Annotated in this window: 10 protein-coding genes and 3 pseudogenes; 6 read left to right on the top strand and 7 right to left on the bottom strand. The window is 65.4% G+C overall.

Features of this window, described 5'->3' with window-relative positions:
- Positions 1-83 precede the first annotated feature (83 nt).
- From HGG74_RS12515 to HGG74_RS12505, 3 genes are all read right to left on the bottom strand, one after another.
- The gene (locus tag HGG74_RS12515) at positions 84-1,700 is read right to left on the bottom strand and encodes a hypothetical protein (RefSeq protein WP_168486789.1); all 1,617 of its coding nucleotides are present in this window, start codon (positions 1,698-1,700) and stop codon (positions 84-86) included.
- Positions 1,701-2,124: 424 nt separating this feature from the next.
- Complete coding sequence (gene wecB, locus HGG74_RS12510) at positions 2,125-3,255, bottom strand: non-hydrolyzing UDP-N-acetylglucosamine 2-epimerase (protein WP_376766139.1); 1,131 nt, start codon at positions 3,253-3,255, stop codon at positions 2,125-2,127.
- Positions 3,256-3,367: 112 nt separating this feature from the next.
- Positions 3,368-3,580: a hypothetical protein gene (locus tag HGG74_RS12505; RefSeq protein ID WP_168486786.1), complete on the bottom strand. Its 213-nt coding sequence runs from the start codon at positions 3,578-3,580 to the stop codon at positions 3,368-3,370.
- A gap of 216 nt (positions 3,581-3,796) precedes the next feature.
- On the opposite strand from HGG74_RS12505, the gene HGG74_RS12500 reads away from it, so the two are divergent.
- From HGG74_RS12500 to rfbA, 4 genes and pseudogenes are all read left to right on the top strand, one after another.
- The gene (locus tag HGG74_RS12500) at positions 3,797-4,816 is read left to right on the top strand and encodes a DAK2 domain-containing protein (protein WP_168486784.1); all 1,020 of its coding nucleotides are present in this window, start codon (positions 3,797-3,799) and stop codon (positions 4,814-4,816) included.
- A complete protein-coding gene (locus tag HGG74_RS12495; protein WP_168486782.1) occupies positions 4,809-7,007 on the top strand; it encodes an ATP-dependent DNA helicase RecG in 2,199 nt (732 codons plus the stop codon). The genes HGG74_RS12500 and HGG74_RS12495 overlap by 8 nt, the downstream gene beginning before the upstream one ends.
- A gap of 3 nt (positions 7,008-7,010) precedes the next feature.
- Complete coding sequence (gene rsmD / locus HGG74_RS12490; RefSeq protein ID WP_168486780.1) at positions 7,011-7,583, top strand: 16S rRNA (guanine(966)-N(2))-methyltransferase RsmD; 573 nt, start codon at positions 7,011-7,013, stop codon at positions 7,581-7,583.
- 171 nt (positions 7,584-7,754) lie between these two features.
- A pseudogene (gene rfbA, locus HGG74_RS12485) lies at positions 7,755-8,634 on the top strand (glucose-1-phosphate thymidylyltransferase RfbA).
- 30 nt (positions 8,635-8,664) lie between these two features.
- Here the strand turns inward: rfbA and HGG74_RS12480 are convergent.
- The 4 genes and pseudogenes from HGG74_RS12480 to HGG74_RS12465 form a co-directional block, all read right to left on the bottom strand.
- A pseudogene (locus tag HGG74_RS12480) lies at positions 8,665-9,987 on the bottom strand (sugar nucleotide-binding protein).
- 17 nt (positions 9,988-10,004) lie between these two features.
- Positions 10,005-11,002 (bottom strand): annotated as a pseudogene (gene rfbB / locus HGG74_RS12475) (dTDP-glucose 4,6-dehydratase).
- Between the two features lie 78 nt (positions 11,003-11,080).
- Positions 11,081-11,881 (bottom strand): spermidine synthase, encoded by an 801-nt coding sequence (locus tag HGG74_RS12470; protein ID WP_168486779.1) that lies wholly within the window; start codon positions 11,879-11,881, stop codon positions 11,081-11,083.
- Entirely contained in the window at positions 11,878-13,122 is a 1,245-nt protein-coding gene (locus tag HGG74_RS12465; protein WP_205761816.1) for an aminotransferase class I/II-fold pyridoxal phosphate-dependent enzyme, read from the bottom strand. The genes HGG74_RS12470 and HGG74_RS12465 overlap by 4 nt, the downstream gene beginning before the upstream one ends.
- A gap of 282 nt (positions 13,123-13,404) precedes the next feature.
- Here HGG74_RS12465 and coaD point away from each other — a divergent pair, with 282 nt between their 5' ends.
- Together coaD and galU are read left to right on the top strand one after the other, a co-directional pair.
- Positions 13,405-13,899 (top strand): pantetheine-phosphate adenylyltransferase, encoded by a 495-nt coding sequence (gene coaD / locus HGG74_RS12460; protein WP_168486776.1) that lies wholly within the window; start codon positions 13,405-13,407, stop codon positions 13,897-13,899.
- A 56-nt stretch (positions 13,900-13,955) separates the two neighbouring features.
- The gene (gene galU, locus HGG74_RS12455) at positions 13,956-14,891 is read left to right on the top strand and encodes a UTP--glucose-1-phosphate uridylyltransferase GalU (protein WP_168486775.1); all 936 of its coding nucleotides are present in this window, start codon (positions 13,956-13,958) and stop codon (positions 14,889-14,891) included.
- Positions 14,892-15,192: the final 301 nt, after the last annotated feature.

Below are 15,192 nucleotides of genomic sequence, written 5' to 3'. Positions count from 1 at the left end.
GGCATTCACTCCGGAAACGGTCTGGCTAACCATTCCCCTCTGCAAGGGAATTCTCTCAGTCTTTTAGGCCGCTATCTCAGAGCTCATGGCCAAGTCAGCCTATCCTGGCCGGTTAGCCATAAACACGACGAATACATCGTCAAAACTAAATTAATGTCAGCAGGGTTTTCAACTGGCCTGCCTATCTTCTGCATCAGTGAATCTATATTGAACACCTGGGCAAAGTCTGCGACGGTTGCTTGCACCTCCTCTAGCATCGGCATGAGCCGGGGTAGAGCCATGTCCAGCTGTGCTACTCGGGTAGAAGGAATTTTCATCCGATTAGCACGTTCTGTTTGCTCCTCGGTCGGAGTGGCAAGTCTTCCGCCGTTTCGCCTGCCAGTAGCCGCAGATCTTCTTGAATCAAACTTTGGCTTCGGTTCGGGCTCGAATTCGATGATGTCCGGAAGCTCTCGTAGCCGTTTGTACTTCCAGTCGAATGCATTCTTGGCATAGGGGTACCGAATGAGGTTTTCGTCCAGCATGTTGAGAAGGTCGAAGCCAAAAACATTGGATCGCCTGGTATCGAAGTCAAGTTTGTAAGTTGCACTCAGTCCGCCCATTCCATACAGTGGGTCGAACTGCGACCCGATGGATGACCACTCCCGGCTCTGGTTTCCAACAAAATATCTGTTTCTTACGCGCATGAACAAATAGTCAGGAATAGCGTCGCTTCTGACTCCAAGTTCCAAACCTTCGGTCACGAGTGTCTTAATGCGTTGAGCGATAGCATCAGCATAATCAGCCGTAAAGACGGTTTCGTTGTCTCCTGTCGGGAATCCGCGGCCTCCCCACATTCTGGCAGCAAGCTCGTATGGGCTCGAATTAACGGCATCGGACATATTTACCGAATAGTAAGTTCTATAAAACTCACCATATCCACCTTGGAGAATAAGGGAGCCTGCATTCTTCATTCCGATGTCTGGTGCGGTCGGAAGAATGCCGGAGCTCCTGACCATCGGCCCCAAAAACTGTTCGTCCACGGATCCTGGGAGTACGTCCCAGTCGGCGCCCGAGTAGTTCGTCATGGTTAAATCGAACGCACTGGCCAGTCCTTCAGCAACCTCACGGTCGATTTTTGGGCTAGGGAGGCAGAAATATCGAAAATCGTCTTTCTTCCTTAGCTTCAGAATGCCTGCCAGAACCACGCGTGAGTCGAAGCCACCGGTGAGGTGTGCAATTTTGTATTCATGCGAGGAATCCACCGCAGCCTGAGTATTATCGATAATTTCTTGGTATGTTTCCAATAGATCATCTGCATATGAATTTTTGTTATTGAAAACTCGCTCCATTAGTCCGTAGGTGCGGATCTTAGGAGATTCCCTGTCTATGACAACGTACTGAAAATGATCTAATGCGCTAATTTCATCGTAGCTAGACGGAAAAACCCCGCCGCACCCGGTAACAATAAGGCAGGCCGAATATTTTGCCGATCGGGTGAGTTTCTTTCCACGTGACTCAAGGAATCTGACTAAGCTAGCAAGATCGCTCGATACAGCGAAGTCGATCCCGTCGTCAAAGTAATAGACAATTCCGGCGCCGAGTGGATCAGCAAGTATTGCGAGTTCTTCTGAAACACGGTCCCAGACATATAGGGTGACCGATCCCCTGAGTTTTTCCCCTATTGTCTCCCAAGTGTCGACTCTGTTAGGCGCTACCACTTTGGTAGCATCTGCGGTGTCGGACAAAATCTGTCCACCGGAAACCCCGCACCCGTGAAGACCGATCGTCGTTCGCCGGGAAACGAGTGATGGAGTAGCGCCGCCGACGACATAGGTGTTTTCGTAGAATTCGTACGATTTAAGAGAATGGTCAGGACTCTTTGTGCGATATATAATTGGCGCTAGAAACATAGGGTGGTCATTCCATTATCTCTTGGGTGATTATTTTCAAATCTCTTAGGCAGTACCTGGCAGGGCCGCCGGACGTATGCGTAAGGCTGCGTGGGCGCCCGGGAGTGAGTGGCCGGATGGAGAGGTTTCTTGGCTCCGAGGCGCGTGGGCGGCATGAGTTCGCCCGGAGACGGGGATTCTGTCTCCACTCTGAACGCTTCCAGGACGTGGGAAACGGTTTCAAGCACGAGTACTACACCGCAAAATCCGTTAGCCGAGTGCCTACGCCGAGCATCGCGGCTACGGCCGCCACCGTCCGCGCGGCTGCCTTGCCGTCGCCGTATGGGTTGACCGCTCCCGCCATGGCTTCGTAATGGTCGGCGTCGTCCATAAGGCTGCGCACCTCGGCGACAATCCTGTCCTCATTGGTGCCGATCAGCAGCACGGTGCCGGCATCTACGGCCTCCGGGCGCTCGGTATTCTCCCGCATCACCAGCACTGGCTTACCTAGGCTCGGTGCCTCTTCCTGGACGCCGCCAGAGTCGGTCAGCACTATGTGGGCCAGGGACAACAGCCGGGTGAATTCCGGGTAGTCCAGCGGCTCCGTTACGAGGATGTTTTCCACACCATCCAGTGCCGGCAGCACCGCCTCTCTGACGACCGGGTTCTTGTGGATGGGCAGCACCAGCACGATGTCGGGGTAGGCGGAGGCGATCCTTGCCAGCGCCCGTCCGACGCCGCGCATTGCCTCACCTTGGTTCTCGCGGCGGTGTGTGGTCACCAGTAGGATGCGGCGGTCTTCTATGGCCAGTTCCTCCAGCCGCGGATTCCGAAAGGTTATATCTTTGGCGACCGTTTCCAGCAGGGCATCGATCACGGTATTCCCCGTGACCACGATGTCTTCTTCCGGCACATTCTCGGCCAGCAGGTTGGCCTTGCTTACAGGGGTCGGGGCCAGGTGCAGGCTGGCGATCTGCGAGGTGATTTTCCGGTTGGCTTCCTCGGGGAAGGGGGAGAGCAGGTTGCCGCTGCGCAGTCCGGCCTCCACGTGGACCACCGGGATGCCCCGGTTGAACGCGGCAATGGCCGCTGCGGTGGACGTGGTGGTGTCCCCCTGGACCAGCACGGCGTCCGGGGCGGACGCGGCGAACAGCGTATCCAGTCCGGCAACGGTTCGGGTGAAGATGGCATTGAGGGACTGTCCGGGCTGGATGATGTTCAGGTCGTGGTCCGGAACGATGCCGAAGAGGTCGTTGACCTGGTCCAGCATTTCGCGGTGCTGGCCGGTCACCGCCACTACGCACTCGAAGTTGCCGTCGGCCTGCAGCGCCTTGACAATGGGCGCCATTTTGATTGCCTCGGGCCGGGTTCCGTAGACGGGCATGATGGTCTGCAAGAAATTCCCCCCGGGGCAGTAAGCGCGGCAGTCGTGCCCCGCGGAGGCGGGGCGGGCGGTCAGGCAGCCGCCGGATCCACTGGCCGGAAAACGGCGGCCCCTAGAGCATAAGCAGGGCCGCGAGCAAAAGTGGAATCGCCGCCACCACGGCGGTCGCTGCCGCGGCGGCAATCCGCCGCTTCCTGCGGTAGGCGCGTTCCGGCTCGCCGGCAGCCGCGGCGGCCGGTCCGAGCTCTGCGGCGGGGATCTTTTCGGAACCGGGCTGTCTTCTCAAGTGCCGGGCCGCTGGCATCCCGGAGGGTGAGTAGGTCATGGCTGCGGTCCTTCATGTTTCGTGCACCGTTTCCCCCACCACTATAAAGGCCGCCCCTGGCAGGGACACTGCGGGCAGGCCTTTGGTTGGTTTCGGGCCGCAAATTTCCGCCCGCTTCCGGGTACGCGCGTGCCGGCTGCGGTAGGCTCGGTTAATGCCGGAGTACTGAAAGCTGGGTTGGCGCTTAAGCCGCCGGCAACTGTGGATGGGAACGGATTGCAGACGAAGATTGCCGCGAATGCCCAGGCGCTCAAGCGCTGGCTGGGCAAGGCGGAAGAAGTATTGGGCAACCACAGCGACCGGCTGAACGCCATCAACATCTTTCCCGTGGCCGACGGCGATACCGGCACCAACCTCTACCTCACCGTGCGGTCGGCCTCCCGCGCCGTGGCGGAGATGGCCACCTCCGATGTGGGCGAACTGCTGGCCGAAGCCGGGCGGGCCGCCATGGAGGAAGCCAGGGGCAATTCCGGCACGCTCTTTTCCGTTTTCCTGGCCGCCCTGGCCGAACCGCTGCACGGCACCGCGCGGTTGACCGGCCCGCTGCTGGCGGCAGCCCTGGAACGGGCCGAAATCCGCTGCTGGTCCGCGCTGAGCGAGCCGGTGGCCGGCACCATGCTCTCCGCCATCGAGGCCGCCACTCGTGCCGCCAACACTGCCGACGCGGCGCAGAACGGCGACGACAGCAACCACGGCCTGGCGCAGACTCTCAATGCTGCGGTGCAGGCAGTGCTCGAGGCAGTGGTGGCCACGGAGACACAGCTGGACCTGCTCACCGAGGCGCACGTCGTCGACGCCGGAGCGGTGGGATTCCTGCTGGTCCTGGACACCCTGCGCGCCAGCGCCCTGGGCGAGGAGCTCCAGCCGGAGCTGCTGGAAGGCCTGCACGGCTACGGCGTGCAGGATCCGCACATCCACCTGGACCACCGGGCCGAGGGCATGGAGGTGATGTGCACCATCAACCTGAGCCCCCTGGACGCGGCCACGCTGCGCCTGCAGTTGGACGAGCTGGGGGAATCGGTGATCCTCAGCGCCGTCACGGAGGTCCCGGACGGCTACCGCTGGCGGGTGCACGTGCACGTCCAGGATCCGGAGGCGGCGCTGGCCGCCATCCGGCAGTTCGGCGAGCCGGCTCACCTGTCCGTCACCGCCCTGTCCGCTGCCGCTCCGGACCAGGAACCGGCCCCGGAAACCGCCGCGGACGGAGCGTGCGGGGCCCTCAGCGCCGATGGATGACCGCAGGCCGGCGGAGCTGGACCTGCCGCTGGAGCGCCGCCTGGGCAAACGCACCGCTGCCGCCCTGCAAAAGCACCTGGGCCTGACCCGCACTGGCGAGCTGCTGAACTACTTCCCGCGCCGCTACCTCAAGCGTGGGGAACTGACGCTGATCGCGGACCTGCCTCCGGACGAGGACGCCACCCTGGTGGCCCGGGTCCTCAGCTGCAGCACGCGGCGGATGCGGGCACGCCGGGGCTCGCTGACCGAGGTGGTGATCACCGACAACTCCACCTACGGGAACCTGAGCCTGACCTTCTTCAACGGCTACCAGGCCGAACGGGACCTGCGTCCGGGCACGCTGGCCATGTTCTCCGGCAAGGTCACCCGCTACCAGGGCCGCCTGACCCTGACCAACCCGGACTATGCCCTGCTCGAGGACGCCGCGGATTTCAACGCCGAGGAGGCGCTGCGGCCGGTGCCGCTGTACCCGGCCACGGCCAAACTGGGCAGCTGGCGGATCAAGTCCGCCGTCGAAATCCTGCTCGACAGCGTCGATTTCACCCGCGTCGGGGACCCGGTGCCGCCGGACATTGCCATCCGCGACGGCCTGCTGTCGCTGCCGGATGCGTACCAGCAGATCCACCGGCCGGCCACGATCGAGGATGCCCGGCGGGCCCGGGAACGCTTCCGCTACCAGGAGGCGCTGGTGCTGCAGGCCGCCCTGGCCCGCCGGCGGGCCCAGGCCACCGCCGAGGAGGCCACCGCCCGTCCGGCCGTGGCCGGCGGCCTGCTGGACCGGTTCGATGCCGCCCTGCCGTTCACCCTCACCAACGGCCAGCGCGAGGTCGGCGCCACGGTAGCCGGCGAACTGGCGGCGAACCATCCGATGAACCGGCTGCTGCAGGGCGAGGTGGGCTCGGGCAAGACCCTGGTGGCCCTGCGCGCCATGCTGCAGGTGATCGACGCCGGCGGGCAGGCGGCGCTGCTGGCGCCGACCGAGGTGCTTGCCGCGCAGCACTACGAGTCCATCCGCCGCACCCTCGGCCCGCTCGCCGAGGCCGGCCTGCTGGGCGGGGACGAGGCGGGCACCCGGGTGGTGCTGATCACCGGCTCGGTCACCGGCGCGGCCCGCCGCCGGGCATTGCTGGAGGTGGCCAGCGGCGAAGCCGGGATTGTCATCGGCACCCACGCCCTGCTGTCGGACGAGGTCATGTTCGCCGACCTGGGCCTGATCGTGGTGGACGAGCAGCACCGCTTCGGCGTGGAGCAGCGGGACCGGCTGCGCTCGCGTGCGGCCCGCCCGCCGCACCTGCTGGTCATGACCGCCACGCCCATTCCGCGCACCGTGGCGATGACGGTCTTCGGGGACCTGGAGACCTCCGTGCTGTCCGAATTGCCGGCCGGACGAGCCCCGATCGCCACCCACCTGGTCGGGCTGGTGGAGCACCCCGGCTGGGAGGCGCGGATCTGGGAACGGGCCCGGGAGGAGGTCGACGCCGGCCGCCAGGTCTATGTGGTGTGCCCGAAGATCGGCGACGAGGACCGCGAGGATACCGACCCCTTCGACGCCCCGCCGCCGGAGGAGGAGACCCGGGAACTGGCCGCGGTGGTGTCCACCGCCGAATACCTGGCCACGGTACCGGCCCTGGCCGGCGTGCGGACCGGCGTGCTGCACGGCCGGCAGGACCCGGAGGCCAAGGCGGCCACCATGGCCGCCTTCAACGACGGCCGGCTGGACCTGCTGGTCTCCACCACCGTGATCGAGGTGGGCGTGGACGTACCCAACGCCACCCTGATGGTGGTCCTGGACGCGGACCGTTTCGGGATCTCCCAGCTGCACCAGCTGCGCGGCCGCGTCGGCCGCGGCGGCCTGCCCGGCACCTGCCTGCTGGTGACCAGGCTGGAACCGGGCCATCCCAGCCGCGCCCGGCTGGACGCCGTCGCCCGGACGACCGACGGGTTCGAACTCTCCCAGGCGGATCTGCTGCTGCGCCGGGAAGGGGACATCCTCGGATCCTCGCAGTCCGGCGGCAAGTCCACGCTGAAGCTGCTGCGCGTGATCACCGACGAGGACGTCATCGCCACGGCCCGGGCCGACGCCGCCGGCATCGTCGCGCATGATGCGCAGTTGGCCCAGTACCCGGAGCTGGCGCAGGCGATCGAGCTGTACCTGAATCCGGAGAAAGAGGCATTCCTTGAACGGGGCTGAACGATGAGCCGCATCATTGCCGGAGTGGCCGGGGGAATCAGCCTGGCCAACGTACCGGGAGACAGGACCCGGCCCACCACCGACCGGGTCAAGGAGGCGTTGTTCTCGCGGCTGGATTCCTACGGCATACTGGCCGGGGCACGGGTGCTGGACCTGTTTGCCGGGTCCGGGGCCCTGGGCGTGGAGAGCGCCAGCCGGGGTGCCGCCGAGGTGGACCTGGTGGAATTGTCCGAGAAGGCGGCGGCGGTCTGCCGCCGGAATGCCGAGCTGGTGAACAAGGCCCTGGGCCGGACGGTGGTGCGGGTGTCGCGCAGCGGCGTGCAGCCCTTCCTGGACCGGCTGCACAGCTACGATCAATGGGACCTGGTCCTGATGGACCCGCCCTATACGCTCTCCGAGACCGAACTGGCCGAGGTGCTGGCCTCGCTGTCGCCGCGGCTGGCCGATGGCGCCGTCGTCGTCGTCGAACGCTCCTCGCGCTCGCCGGAGCCGGTGTGGCCGGACGGGCTGGAGCGCTTCGCGGACAAGAAGTACGGTGAAACCCGGCTCTGGTACGCCGAGCCGGCCCGCCAGTAAACCGGAGACTACCTGGGGGTTACTCAGGGGACTGTGCATAGCTACGTGCCTGTGCGGGCTGGCTACCTGAGCTTCCGTCTGTTCTTACTGGACCTTCGGGTGAATCGTTGCCGCCTCCCCATTGGCTGCATAGCGTTCCTCTTACTGGTCGTCGAACAGGGGGAGAACGACGTGCGGGGCATTATTCTGGCCGGTGGCACGGGAAGCCGGCTGCATCCGATTACGCAGGGCGTAAGCAAGCAACTGATGCCGGTCTACGACAAGCCGATGGTCTACTATCCGCTGTCCACGCTGATCCTGGCCGGCATCCGGGACATCCTGGTGATCACCACCCCGCACGATGCCGAGCATTTCCGGCACCTCCTGGGGGACGGTTCCCGCTTCGGCATTTCGCTGTCCTACGCCGTGCAGCCGAGCCCGGACGGCCTGGCGCAGGCTTTTCCTGCTGGGGGAGCGGCATATCGGCTCCGAGCCGGTCGCCCTGGTGCTGGGGGACAACATTTTCCATGGTCCGGGCCTGGGCACTCAGCTGCAGCGGTTCGCCGGCATCGACGGCGCGGTGGTGTTCGGTTATTGGGTGGCGGACCCGAGCGCCTACGGGGTAGTGGAATTCGATGAGTTCGGCCAGGCGCTGAGCCTGGAGGAAAAGCCGGCGCAGCCGCGGAGCAATTATGCAGTACCCGGGTTGTACTTCTATGACAACGACGTCGTGCAGGTCGCCAAGTCCCTGCGGCCGTCAGCGCGCGGCGAACTGGAAATCACCGACCTGAACCAGGTCTACCTGGACCGTGGAAAGCTCTCGGTGGAGATTCTGCCGCGCGGTACGGCCTGGCTCGACACCGGCACCTTCGAGTCGCTCTACGAGGCCTCCGGCTTCATCCGTACGTTGGAACACCGCCAAGGGCTCAAGGTCGGTGCACCGGAAGAGGTCGCCTGGCGCCAAGGCTTCCTCTCCGACGAAGAACTGCGGGAACGGGCGGAGCCCCTGCTCAAGAGCGGCTACGGAAGCTACCTGCTGGGACTGCTGCAGCAGCCGGTCCTGCAACACTGACCAAGGTTGCCAAGACCTGGGCAACAGGCCCTACTTGCCCAGGTAAGCCTTCAGGCGTTCCTCGATCGGGGCCGGGCTGAAGCCCGTCGCCTCGATCTTGGATAGATCGAAGCTGCTGTGCAGCGGTCGCGGGGCCGCTTCCTTGCCCGCGAAATAGTCAGCCGTGCTGACACCGGCGACCTCTCCGGCGTCCCTTCCGCCGAGCTGGTAGATTCGCCGGGCGATGGCTGCCCAGGATTGGGGATCGCCGGTGTTGGAGAGGTTGTACGTTCCGTAGGGGGCGCCGGCGTCGAGCAGGTGGCGGATGCCGGCGGCCAGGTCCTCGGTGAACGTCAGCCGGCCAACCTGGTCTTCCACCACTGACGGGCTAATGCCTCGTTCGGCCAGGGAGGCCATGGTCCGCACGAAGTTGCCGCCGTCGCCGACCACCCAGCTGGTGCGGACGATGTAGTGCTGCGGCACCACCGAGACGACGGCGTCGCCGGCCGACTTGGTCTGCCCGTAGACGCCGAGCGGGCTGAACGGTTCCTCCTCGCGGTGGAGCGGCTCGGTGCCGTCGAAGACGTAGTCGCTGGAGACATGCACGAGCGTGATGCCGTGCGCCGCGGCGACCTTGGCCAGCGCGGTCACGGCCGAGACGTTGACCGCCCACGCATCGCGCCGGCCCTGGTCCGTCTCCGCCGTGTCCACGGCCGTGTAGGCGGCGGCATTGATGATGGCGGAGTAGTTGCGCCAGTTCCGTACCGGCCAGCTGTCGGGCGAGGCCAGGTCTACGTCGGCGCGGGTGGCGAATTCCACCTGCCGCGCCCCGGCATAGGCCTCGCGCAGCGCCCGGCCCAGCTGTCCGTCCGCCCCCAGGACCAGGATCTTCTTCGGGGCCATCGGGACGACGTCGGCAAACCGCGGATGCGCCTTGTCCTTGCCGGACAGTTCGGCCTGCTCCAGCGGGATCGGCTACTCGATGCCGGCCGTCTCGTCCGCCAGCGTCTGGAAGGCATTGCCCACGCCGCGCGGGACGAAAATGGCGGTGGAGGGATCCAGTTTGGCGGTAAAGACGGTGCCGAATCCCGGCCCCTCGCGCAGGTCCACCCAGGCGCCGAAGATCCGCCCGGTGGCTACCGAGATGAACTTGTCCCACGGCTCGGCGTGGATGCCGCGTGTAGTTCCGGCCTTGTCATTGAAGGAAATGTTGTTCTGGACGGGGGAAAAGTCCGGCAGCCCGAGAGCGAGCATCTTCTTCCGCTGCCAGTTTTCCTTGAACCAGCCGCGGTTGTCGCCGTGGACGGGCAGGTCGAACAGCAGCAGGCCGTCGATGGTGGTCGGCCTGGCCTGCAGGGGCTTGGAAAATTCCATCGTCGAAAAACCCATCCTTACTGCCCCTGTTCCTTGTACCGGGCCTCGGCAGCAGCCTTCTGCGGGCGCCACCAGTGCTCGTGGTCGAGGTACCACTTGACGGTGTTGGCCAGGCCTTCTTCGAAGTTGGCGTAGGCCGGCGTCCAGCCCAGCTCCGTGCGCAGCTTGGTCGAATCGATGGCATTGCGAAGGTCGTGCCCCGGGCGGTCCGGCACCAGCTCGTAGGCGTCCTGCGGCCGGCCCATGGTCTCGAGGATGAGTTCGACCACGTCCCGGTTGTTCTTTTCGCCGTCGGCGCCGATCAGGTAGGTTTCCCCGATCCGCCCCTTCTCCAGGACGGCAGTACCGCGGAGGAATGGTCGTTGGCGTGGATCCAGTCCCGGACGTTCTCACCCCGGCCGTAGAGTTTCGGCCTGACCCCGTCGATCACGTTGGTAATCTGCCGGGGGATGAACTTCTCCACGTGCTGGTAGGGACCGTAGTTGTTGGAGCAGTTGCTGATCGTGGCCTGCACCCCGAAGGAGCGCACCCAGGCCCGCACCAGCAGGTCCGACCCGGCCTTGGTGGAGGAATACGGGCTGGAGGGGTTGTACGGGGTGGACTCGGTGAACCGGGCCGGATCGTCCTGCTCCAGGTCCCCATAGACCTCGTCAGTGGAAATATGGTGGAAGCGGACCCCGTGGCGGCGCACGGCTTCGAGCAGGGTGTAGGTGCCGATGATGTTCGTGTCCAGGAACGGGCGCGGATCATGCAGTGAATTGTCGTTGTGGGACTCCGCAGCGTAATGCACCACCGCATCGGCCTCGGCCACCAGCGGCTCCACGGTGGCGGCGTCGGCGATATCGCCTCGCACCAGCCGGAACCGGTCGGCGGGCAGGCCTGCGAGCGAGGCCTGGTTGGCGGCATAGGTCAGTTTGTCCAGCACTGTGACGCTGCAGTCAGTGTTGTCCAGCATATAGTGGACAAAATTCGAACCGATGAATCCGGCACCGCCGGTGACAAGAAGTTTCCCCATGGCGCCACCCTACCGGCTCGCCCGGCCCTGCAGGCTACATTCCGGTACCGGTGGGCGAAAGCACGGGATGCCTGCCGGTCAGCTGCCGGCAAAGGCCTCCAGTTCCGGCCCGGTCAGCACGGCTGCCGGGTGCGGCCCCGCCGCCAGCAGCGCCTGGGTCCAGTCCTGCGGCCACGGCCGGTGCGCGGCGGCCAGCACGATGTTGCCCGGGTACCGGGCGCTGAACATCCCGGCCTCGGCGATCGCAGCCAGGCTGCCGGGGATTGTTCCGCCGGCCGGGTCCGCCGCCAGTGCCTCGGCCAGTGCCTGCACCTGGCGCCGGGCGAAGCGCAGTGGCGGATCGTCGCCGACATTGACCAGCAGCACGCCCCCGGGGGCCAGGATTTCCAGCAGCTCCCCGTAGAAGTCCGGCGTGGTCAGGTGGGCCGGGGCGTCCTCACCGGCGAAGACATCCAGCACAATGACGTCGAATTCGCCGTCGACGGCGCCGAAGGCCACTTCCTGCCGGGCGTCCCCGAAGTACACGGTCAGGTCGGTGCCCTCCGGCAGCGGGAGCTTGTCGATGACGAAGTCCAGCAGCTCGCGTTCGAGCTCCACGGCGTGCTGCTCCGACCCTGGGCGGGTGGCCTGGATGTACCGGGCCAGCGTCAGCGCGCCCGCCCCTAGATGCAGGCAACGCAGCGGCTGGCCCGCCGGCCCGGCCAGGTCCACTACATTGGCGATCCGGCGCAGGTATTCGTAGAACACGTGGGCCGGATCCCGCAGGTCCACGTGGGATTGTTCCGCCCCGCCGATGCTCAGGATGTAGGCACCCGGAACCCGCCCGTCCGGTTCGATGTCGGCGTGCAGCCCGCTGGCACGCAGGAAACGCCCGGTCATCCCAGCCGCTCCTGCAGCGTGGCGAGGCGGGCCGCCGCTTCCTCCAGCACCTCGATCTTTTTGCAGAAGGCAAAGCGCAGCAGGGAACGGGTCCGCTCGGCGCCGTCGGCATGGCAGAACACCGAGACCGGGATCGCTGCCACCCCCACCAGCTCCGGCAGCTGCCGGGCCAGGGCAGGAGCGTCCGTGACGCCCAGCGGCGCGGCGTCCACGTTGATGAAGTACGTTCCGTCCGGGGTGAAGACCTCCAGGCCCGCCCGGCGCAGGCCCTCGCTGAGCACATCCCGCTTGCGTTGCAGGCCGGCGGCCACGCCCTGGTAGAAGGAGTCATCCAGGGCCAGTGCGGCGGCGATGGCCGGCTGGAAGGGGCTGCCGGAGGAATAGCTCAGGAACTGCTTGACCGTGCGGATGGCGGCGACCAGATCGGCCGGACCGTGCAGCCAGCCGATCTTCCAGCCCGTGAAGGAGAAGGTCTTGCCGGCGGAGGAGATAGTGACGGTCCGTTCCGCTGCGCCCGGCAGCGTGGCCACCGGAATGTGCGGGACGCCAAAGGTCAGATGCTCGTAGACCTCGTCCATGACGATGACGGCGTTGTAGCGTTCCGCCAGTTCCACGACCTTCGCCAGCGCCTCGCGGTTGAAGACGGTGCCCATGGGATTGTGCGGGTTGTTCACCAGCACCACCCGGGTGCGGTCCGTGAACGCCTGCTCCAGGTGCTCCAGGTCCGGCTGGAAGTCCGGGGCGCGCAGCGGCGAGGTCGTGTGCGTGGCGCCGCTGAGCCCGATCATGGCTCCGTAGGAATCGTAGAACGGCTCGAAGGTGAGCACCTCGTCCCCGGGCCCGGTCAGGGCCAGCAGGGTGGCGGCCAGTGCCTCGGTGGCGCCGGTGGTGATGATGACCTCGGTGTCCGGATCAGGGGCCAGCCCGTAGAAGCGCTGCTGGTGCGCGGCCACCGCCTCCCGCAGCACCGGCATTCCCTTGCCCGGGGCGTACTGGTTGGTCCCGGCCGCGATGGCCTGCCGGGCGGCCGCGGCGATGGCGCCGGGACCGTCCTCGTCCGGAAAGCCTTGTCCCAGGTTGATGGCACCGGCCTTCACGGCCATCGTGGTGATTTCCTCGAAGATCGTCACCCCGAGTCCGCCGTCGGCAGTCAGCAGGTTAGCTCCCGCCGCCGCACGCTGCCAGGGGGCCGGTCCCGGCGCTGCATTGGACAGGGCGAGGCTGTGCTCTGCTGTGCTCATGGTTCCCAGTAATATCACCATCCGTGGTGCACGGGCCGCGATCAGATCCTGGCGTTCGCGCAGCTGCGCGGCTGCCTCGCCTGCACAGGGCGCCAGGCCGGTGTCCCGTTCGAAACGGTCCAGGCCGCATACTGTGCCCAGGAGTGCGGCGGATGCGGCCAGGCAACCTCATCCGCCGCGGGCCGTGCAGTGGGGTGTGAACGACGCGGCCTGAAAACGTCACATCCAGTGGTGGGTCAGGGCCTTAAACCTGGCCCTTCAGGATCGGGTAAGTTGATAGCTATGCGCCGAGCCGTATGCCCCGGATCCTATGACCCGCTCCACAATGGACACGTGGAAATCATTGCCCGCGCCGCGAGCATGTTCGACGAAGTCATCGTGGCCGTCTCCACCAACTATGCGAAGAAGTACCGCTTCAGCCTGGAGGAGCGCCTGGCGATGGCCAGGGAAACCCTGTCCTACCTGGCCGGCACCACGGTGGAGCCGATGGGGGACGGGCTGCTGGCCGAGTTCTGCCGCGACCATGGGGCCGGGGCCATTGTGAAGGGGCTGCGGACCACCCAGGACTACCACTACGAGTTGCCCATGGCGCATATGAACCGCAAGCTCACCGGCGTGGAGACGGTGTTCCTGCCGGGCGACAGCCGCTACACCTACCTCTCCTCGACCCTGATCAAGGAAGTCGGGGCTCTGGGCGGGGACATTTCCGAGTTTGTGCCCAAGGCGGTGCTCAAGCGGTTCCAGGCCGGCAGCACGGCATCGCAGCCGACGGCGTAGTCCCGGTTGCCGACATAAGTTGCGGGAGGAAGCCCGGTTTCCGGTAGCCTTCCCCCATGTCCCAGAGCCCAGGTGTACGCAAAGCAGTCATTCCGGCAGCAGGATTAGGTACCCGTTTCCTGCCGGCCACGAAAGCGATGCCCAAGGAAATGCTGCCCGTAGTCGATGAGCCAGCCATCCAGTGCGTGGTGGAGGAAGCAGCCCGCGCAGGCCTGCGCGATGTCCTCATGATTACCGGACGGAACAAGCGGGCTTTGGAAGACCACTTTGACCGCGAGCCTTTCATCGAGCACACGCTGGAGCAAAAGGGGGACCTCGGAAAGCTGGCGGCTGTCCAGGAGTCGACCGAGTTGGCAGATATCCATTACCTGCGCCAGGGCGACCCGAAGGGGCTCGGCCACGCCGTGCTCTGTGCCAGGCAGCACGTCGGTGACGAGCCCTTCGCCGTCCTGCTCGGCGACGACCTGATCGACAAGCGTGACGAGCTGCTGGGGCAGATGATCGAGGTGCAGCAGCAGACCGGCGGATCGGTGGTCGCCCTCATGGAAGTGGATCCGGAGAGGATCAGTTCCTACGGCTGCGCGGATGTGAGTGCCGTGGACGGCACGGATTACTTCAAGGTCAACGGACTTGTGGAAAAGCCGGCCGCCGGCGAAGCGCCTTCGAACCTGGCGGTCATCGGCCGCTATGTGCTCCACCCGTCGGTCTTCGACGTTCTGGAACAGACGCAGCCCGGCCGTGGTGGTGAAATCCAGCTGACCGATGCCTTGCAGGCGCTGGCACAGTCCGGGGAACCCGGCGGGGGAGTTTACGCTGTGGTCTTCAGGGGCCGACGCTACGACACCGGGGACAAGCTCAGCTACATCAAGGCCGTGGTCTCCCTGGCCGTCGAACGTCCCGATCTTGGGCCGGAACTTCGCCCCTGGATCCTGGAGCTGGCGGCTCGGATCCAGGCTGACACCGAACTTACCGCTGCGGCAGCCGCAGTCTAGGCCATCGGTGCCCGGGTCGGCGCGGCTTTCCGGGGAAGGTGGATTAGCTCACAGCGGTAGCTGCGCCATCCCGCGGCTCACGGTCGATAAATCCGGCCGGACATAAAGAAGGGTTGGGTCGGATCCATCCGTCCCAACCCTTCTTTGCCGGTCCTGCTAAAGGGATGCGTACAGCTTGCCGGTGGAGGTCCGCCAGCCGCGCGAGTCAAAGAGGGCCGAGTTGCCCATGATGGGGTCGGTGATGGGCCGCGTCTTCCAGGCGAAGCGTTCGACGTAGGGCATGGCGCGCATGCCGGCGACA

The sequence above is a fragment of the Arthrobacter mobilis genome (assembly GCF_012395835.1).
Taxonomy (GTDB): Bacteria; Actinomycetota; Actinomycetes; order Actinomycetales; family Micrococcaceae; genus Crystallibacter; species Crystallibacter mobilis.
Note: the sequence above shows the minus strand (reverse complement) of the source record. Positions and strands in the feature narration are given on the sequence as shown.

Coding starts and splice junctions, on each gene's coding strand:
- wecB (WP_376766139.1), bottom strand. CDS start 3,255: ATGCCCGTCTACGGAACCCGGCCCGAGGCAATCAAAATGGCGCCCATT.
- HGG74_RS12505 (WP_168486786.1), bottom strand. CDS start 3,580: ATGACCTACTCACCCTCCGGGATGCCAGCGGCCCGGCACTTGAGAAGA.
- HGG74_RS12495 (WP_168486782.1), top strand. CDS start 4,809: ATGGATGACCGCAGGCCGGCGGAGCTGGACCTGCCGCTGGAGCGCCGC.
- rsmD (WP_168486780.1), top strand. CDS start 7,011: ATGAGCCGCATCATTGCCGGAGTGGCCGGGGGAATCAGCCTGGCCAAC.
- HGG74_RS12470 (WP_168486779.1), bottom strand. CDS start 11,881: ATGACCGGGCGTTTCCTGCGTGCCAGCGGGCTGCACGCCGACATCGAA.
- HGG74_RS12465 (WP_205761816.1), bottom strand. CDS start 13,122: ATGAGCACAGCAGAGCACAGCCTCGCCCTGTCCAATGCAGCGCCGGGA.
- coaD (WP_168486776.1), top strand. CDS start 13,405: ATGCGCCGAGCCGTATGCCCCGGATCCTATGACCCGCTCCACAATGGA.
- galU (WP_168486775.1), top strand. CDS start 13,956: ATGTCCCAGAGCCCAGGTGTACGCAAAGCAGTCATTCCGGCAGCAGGA.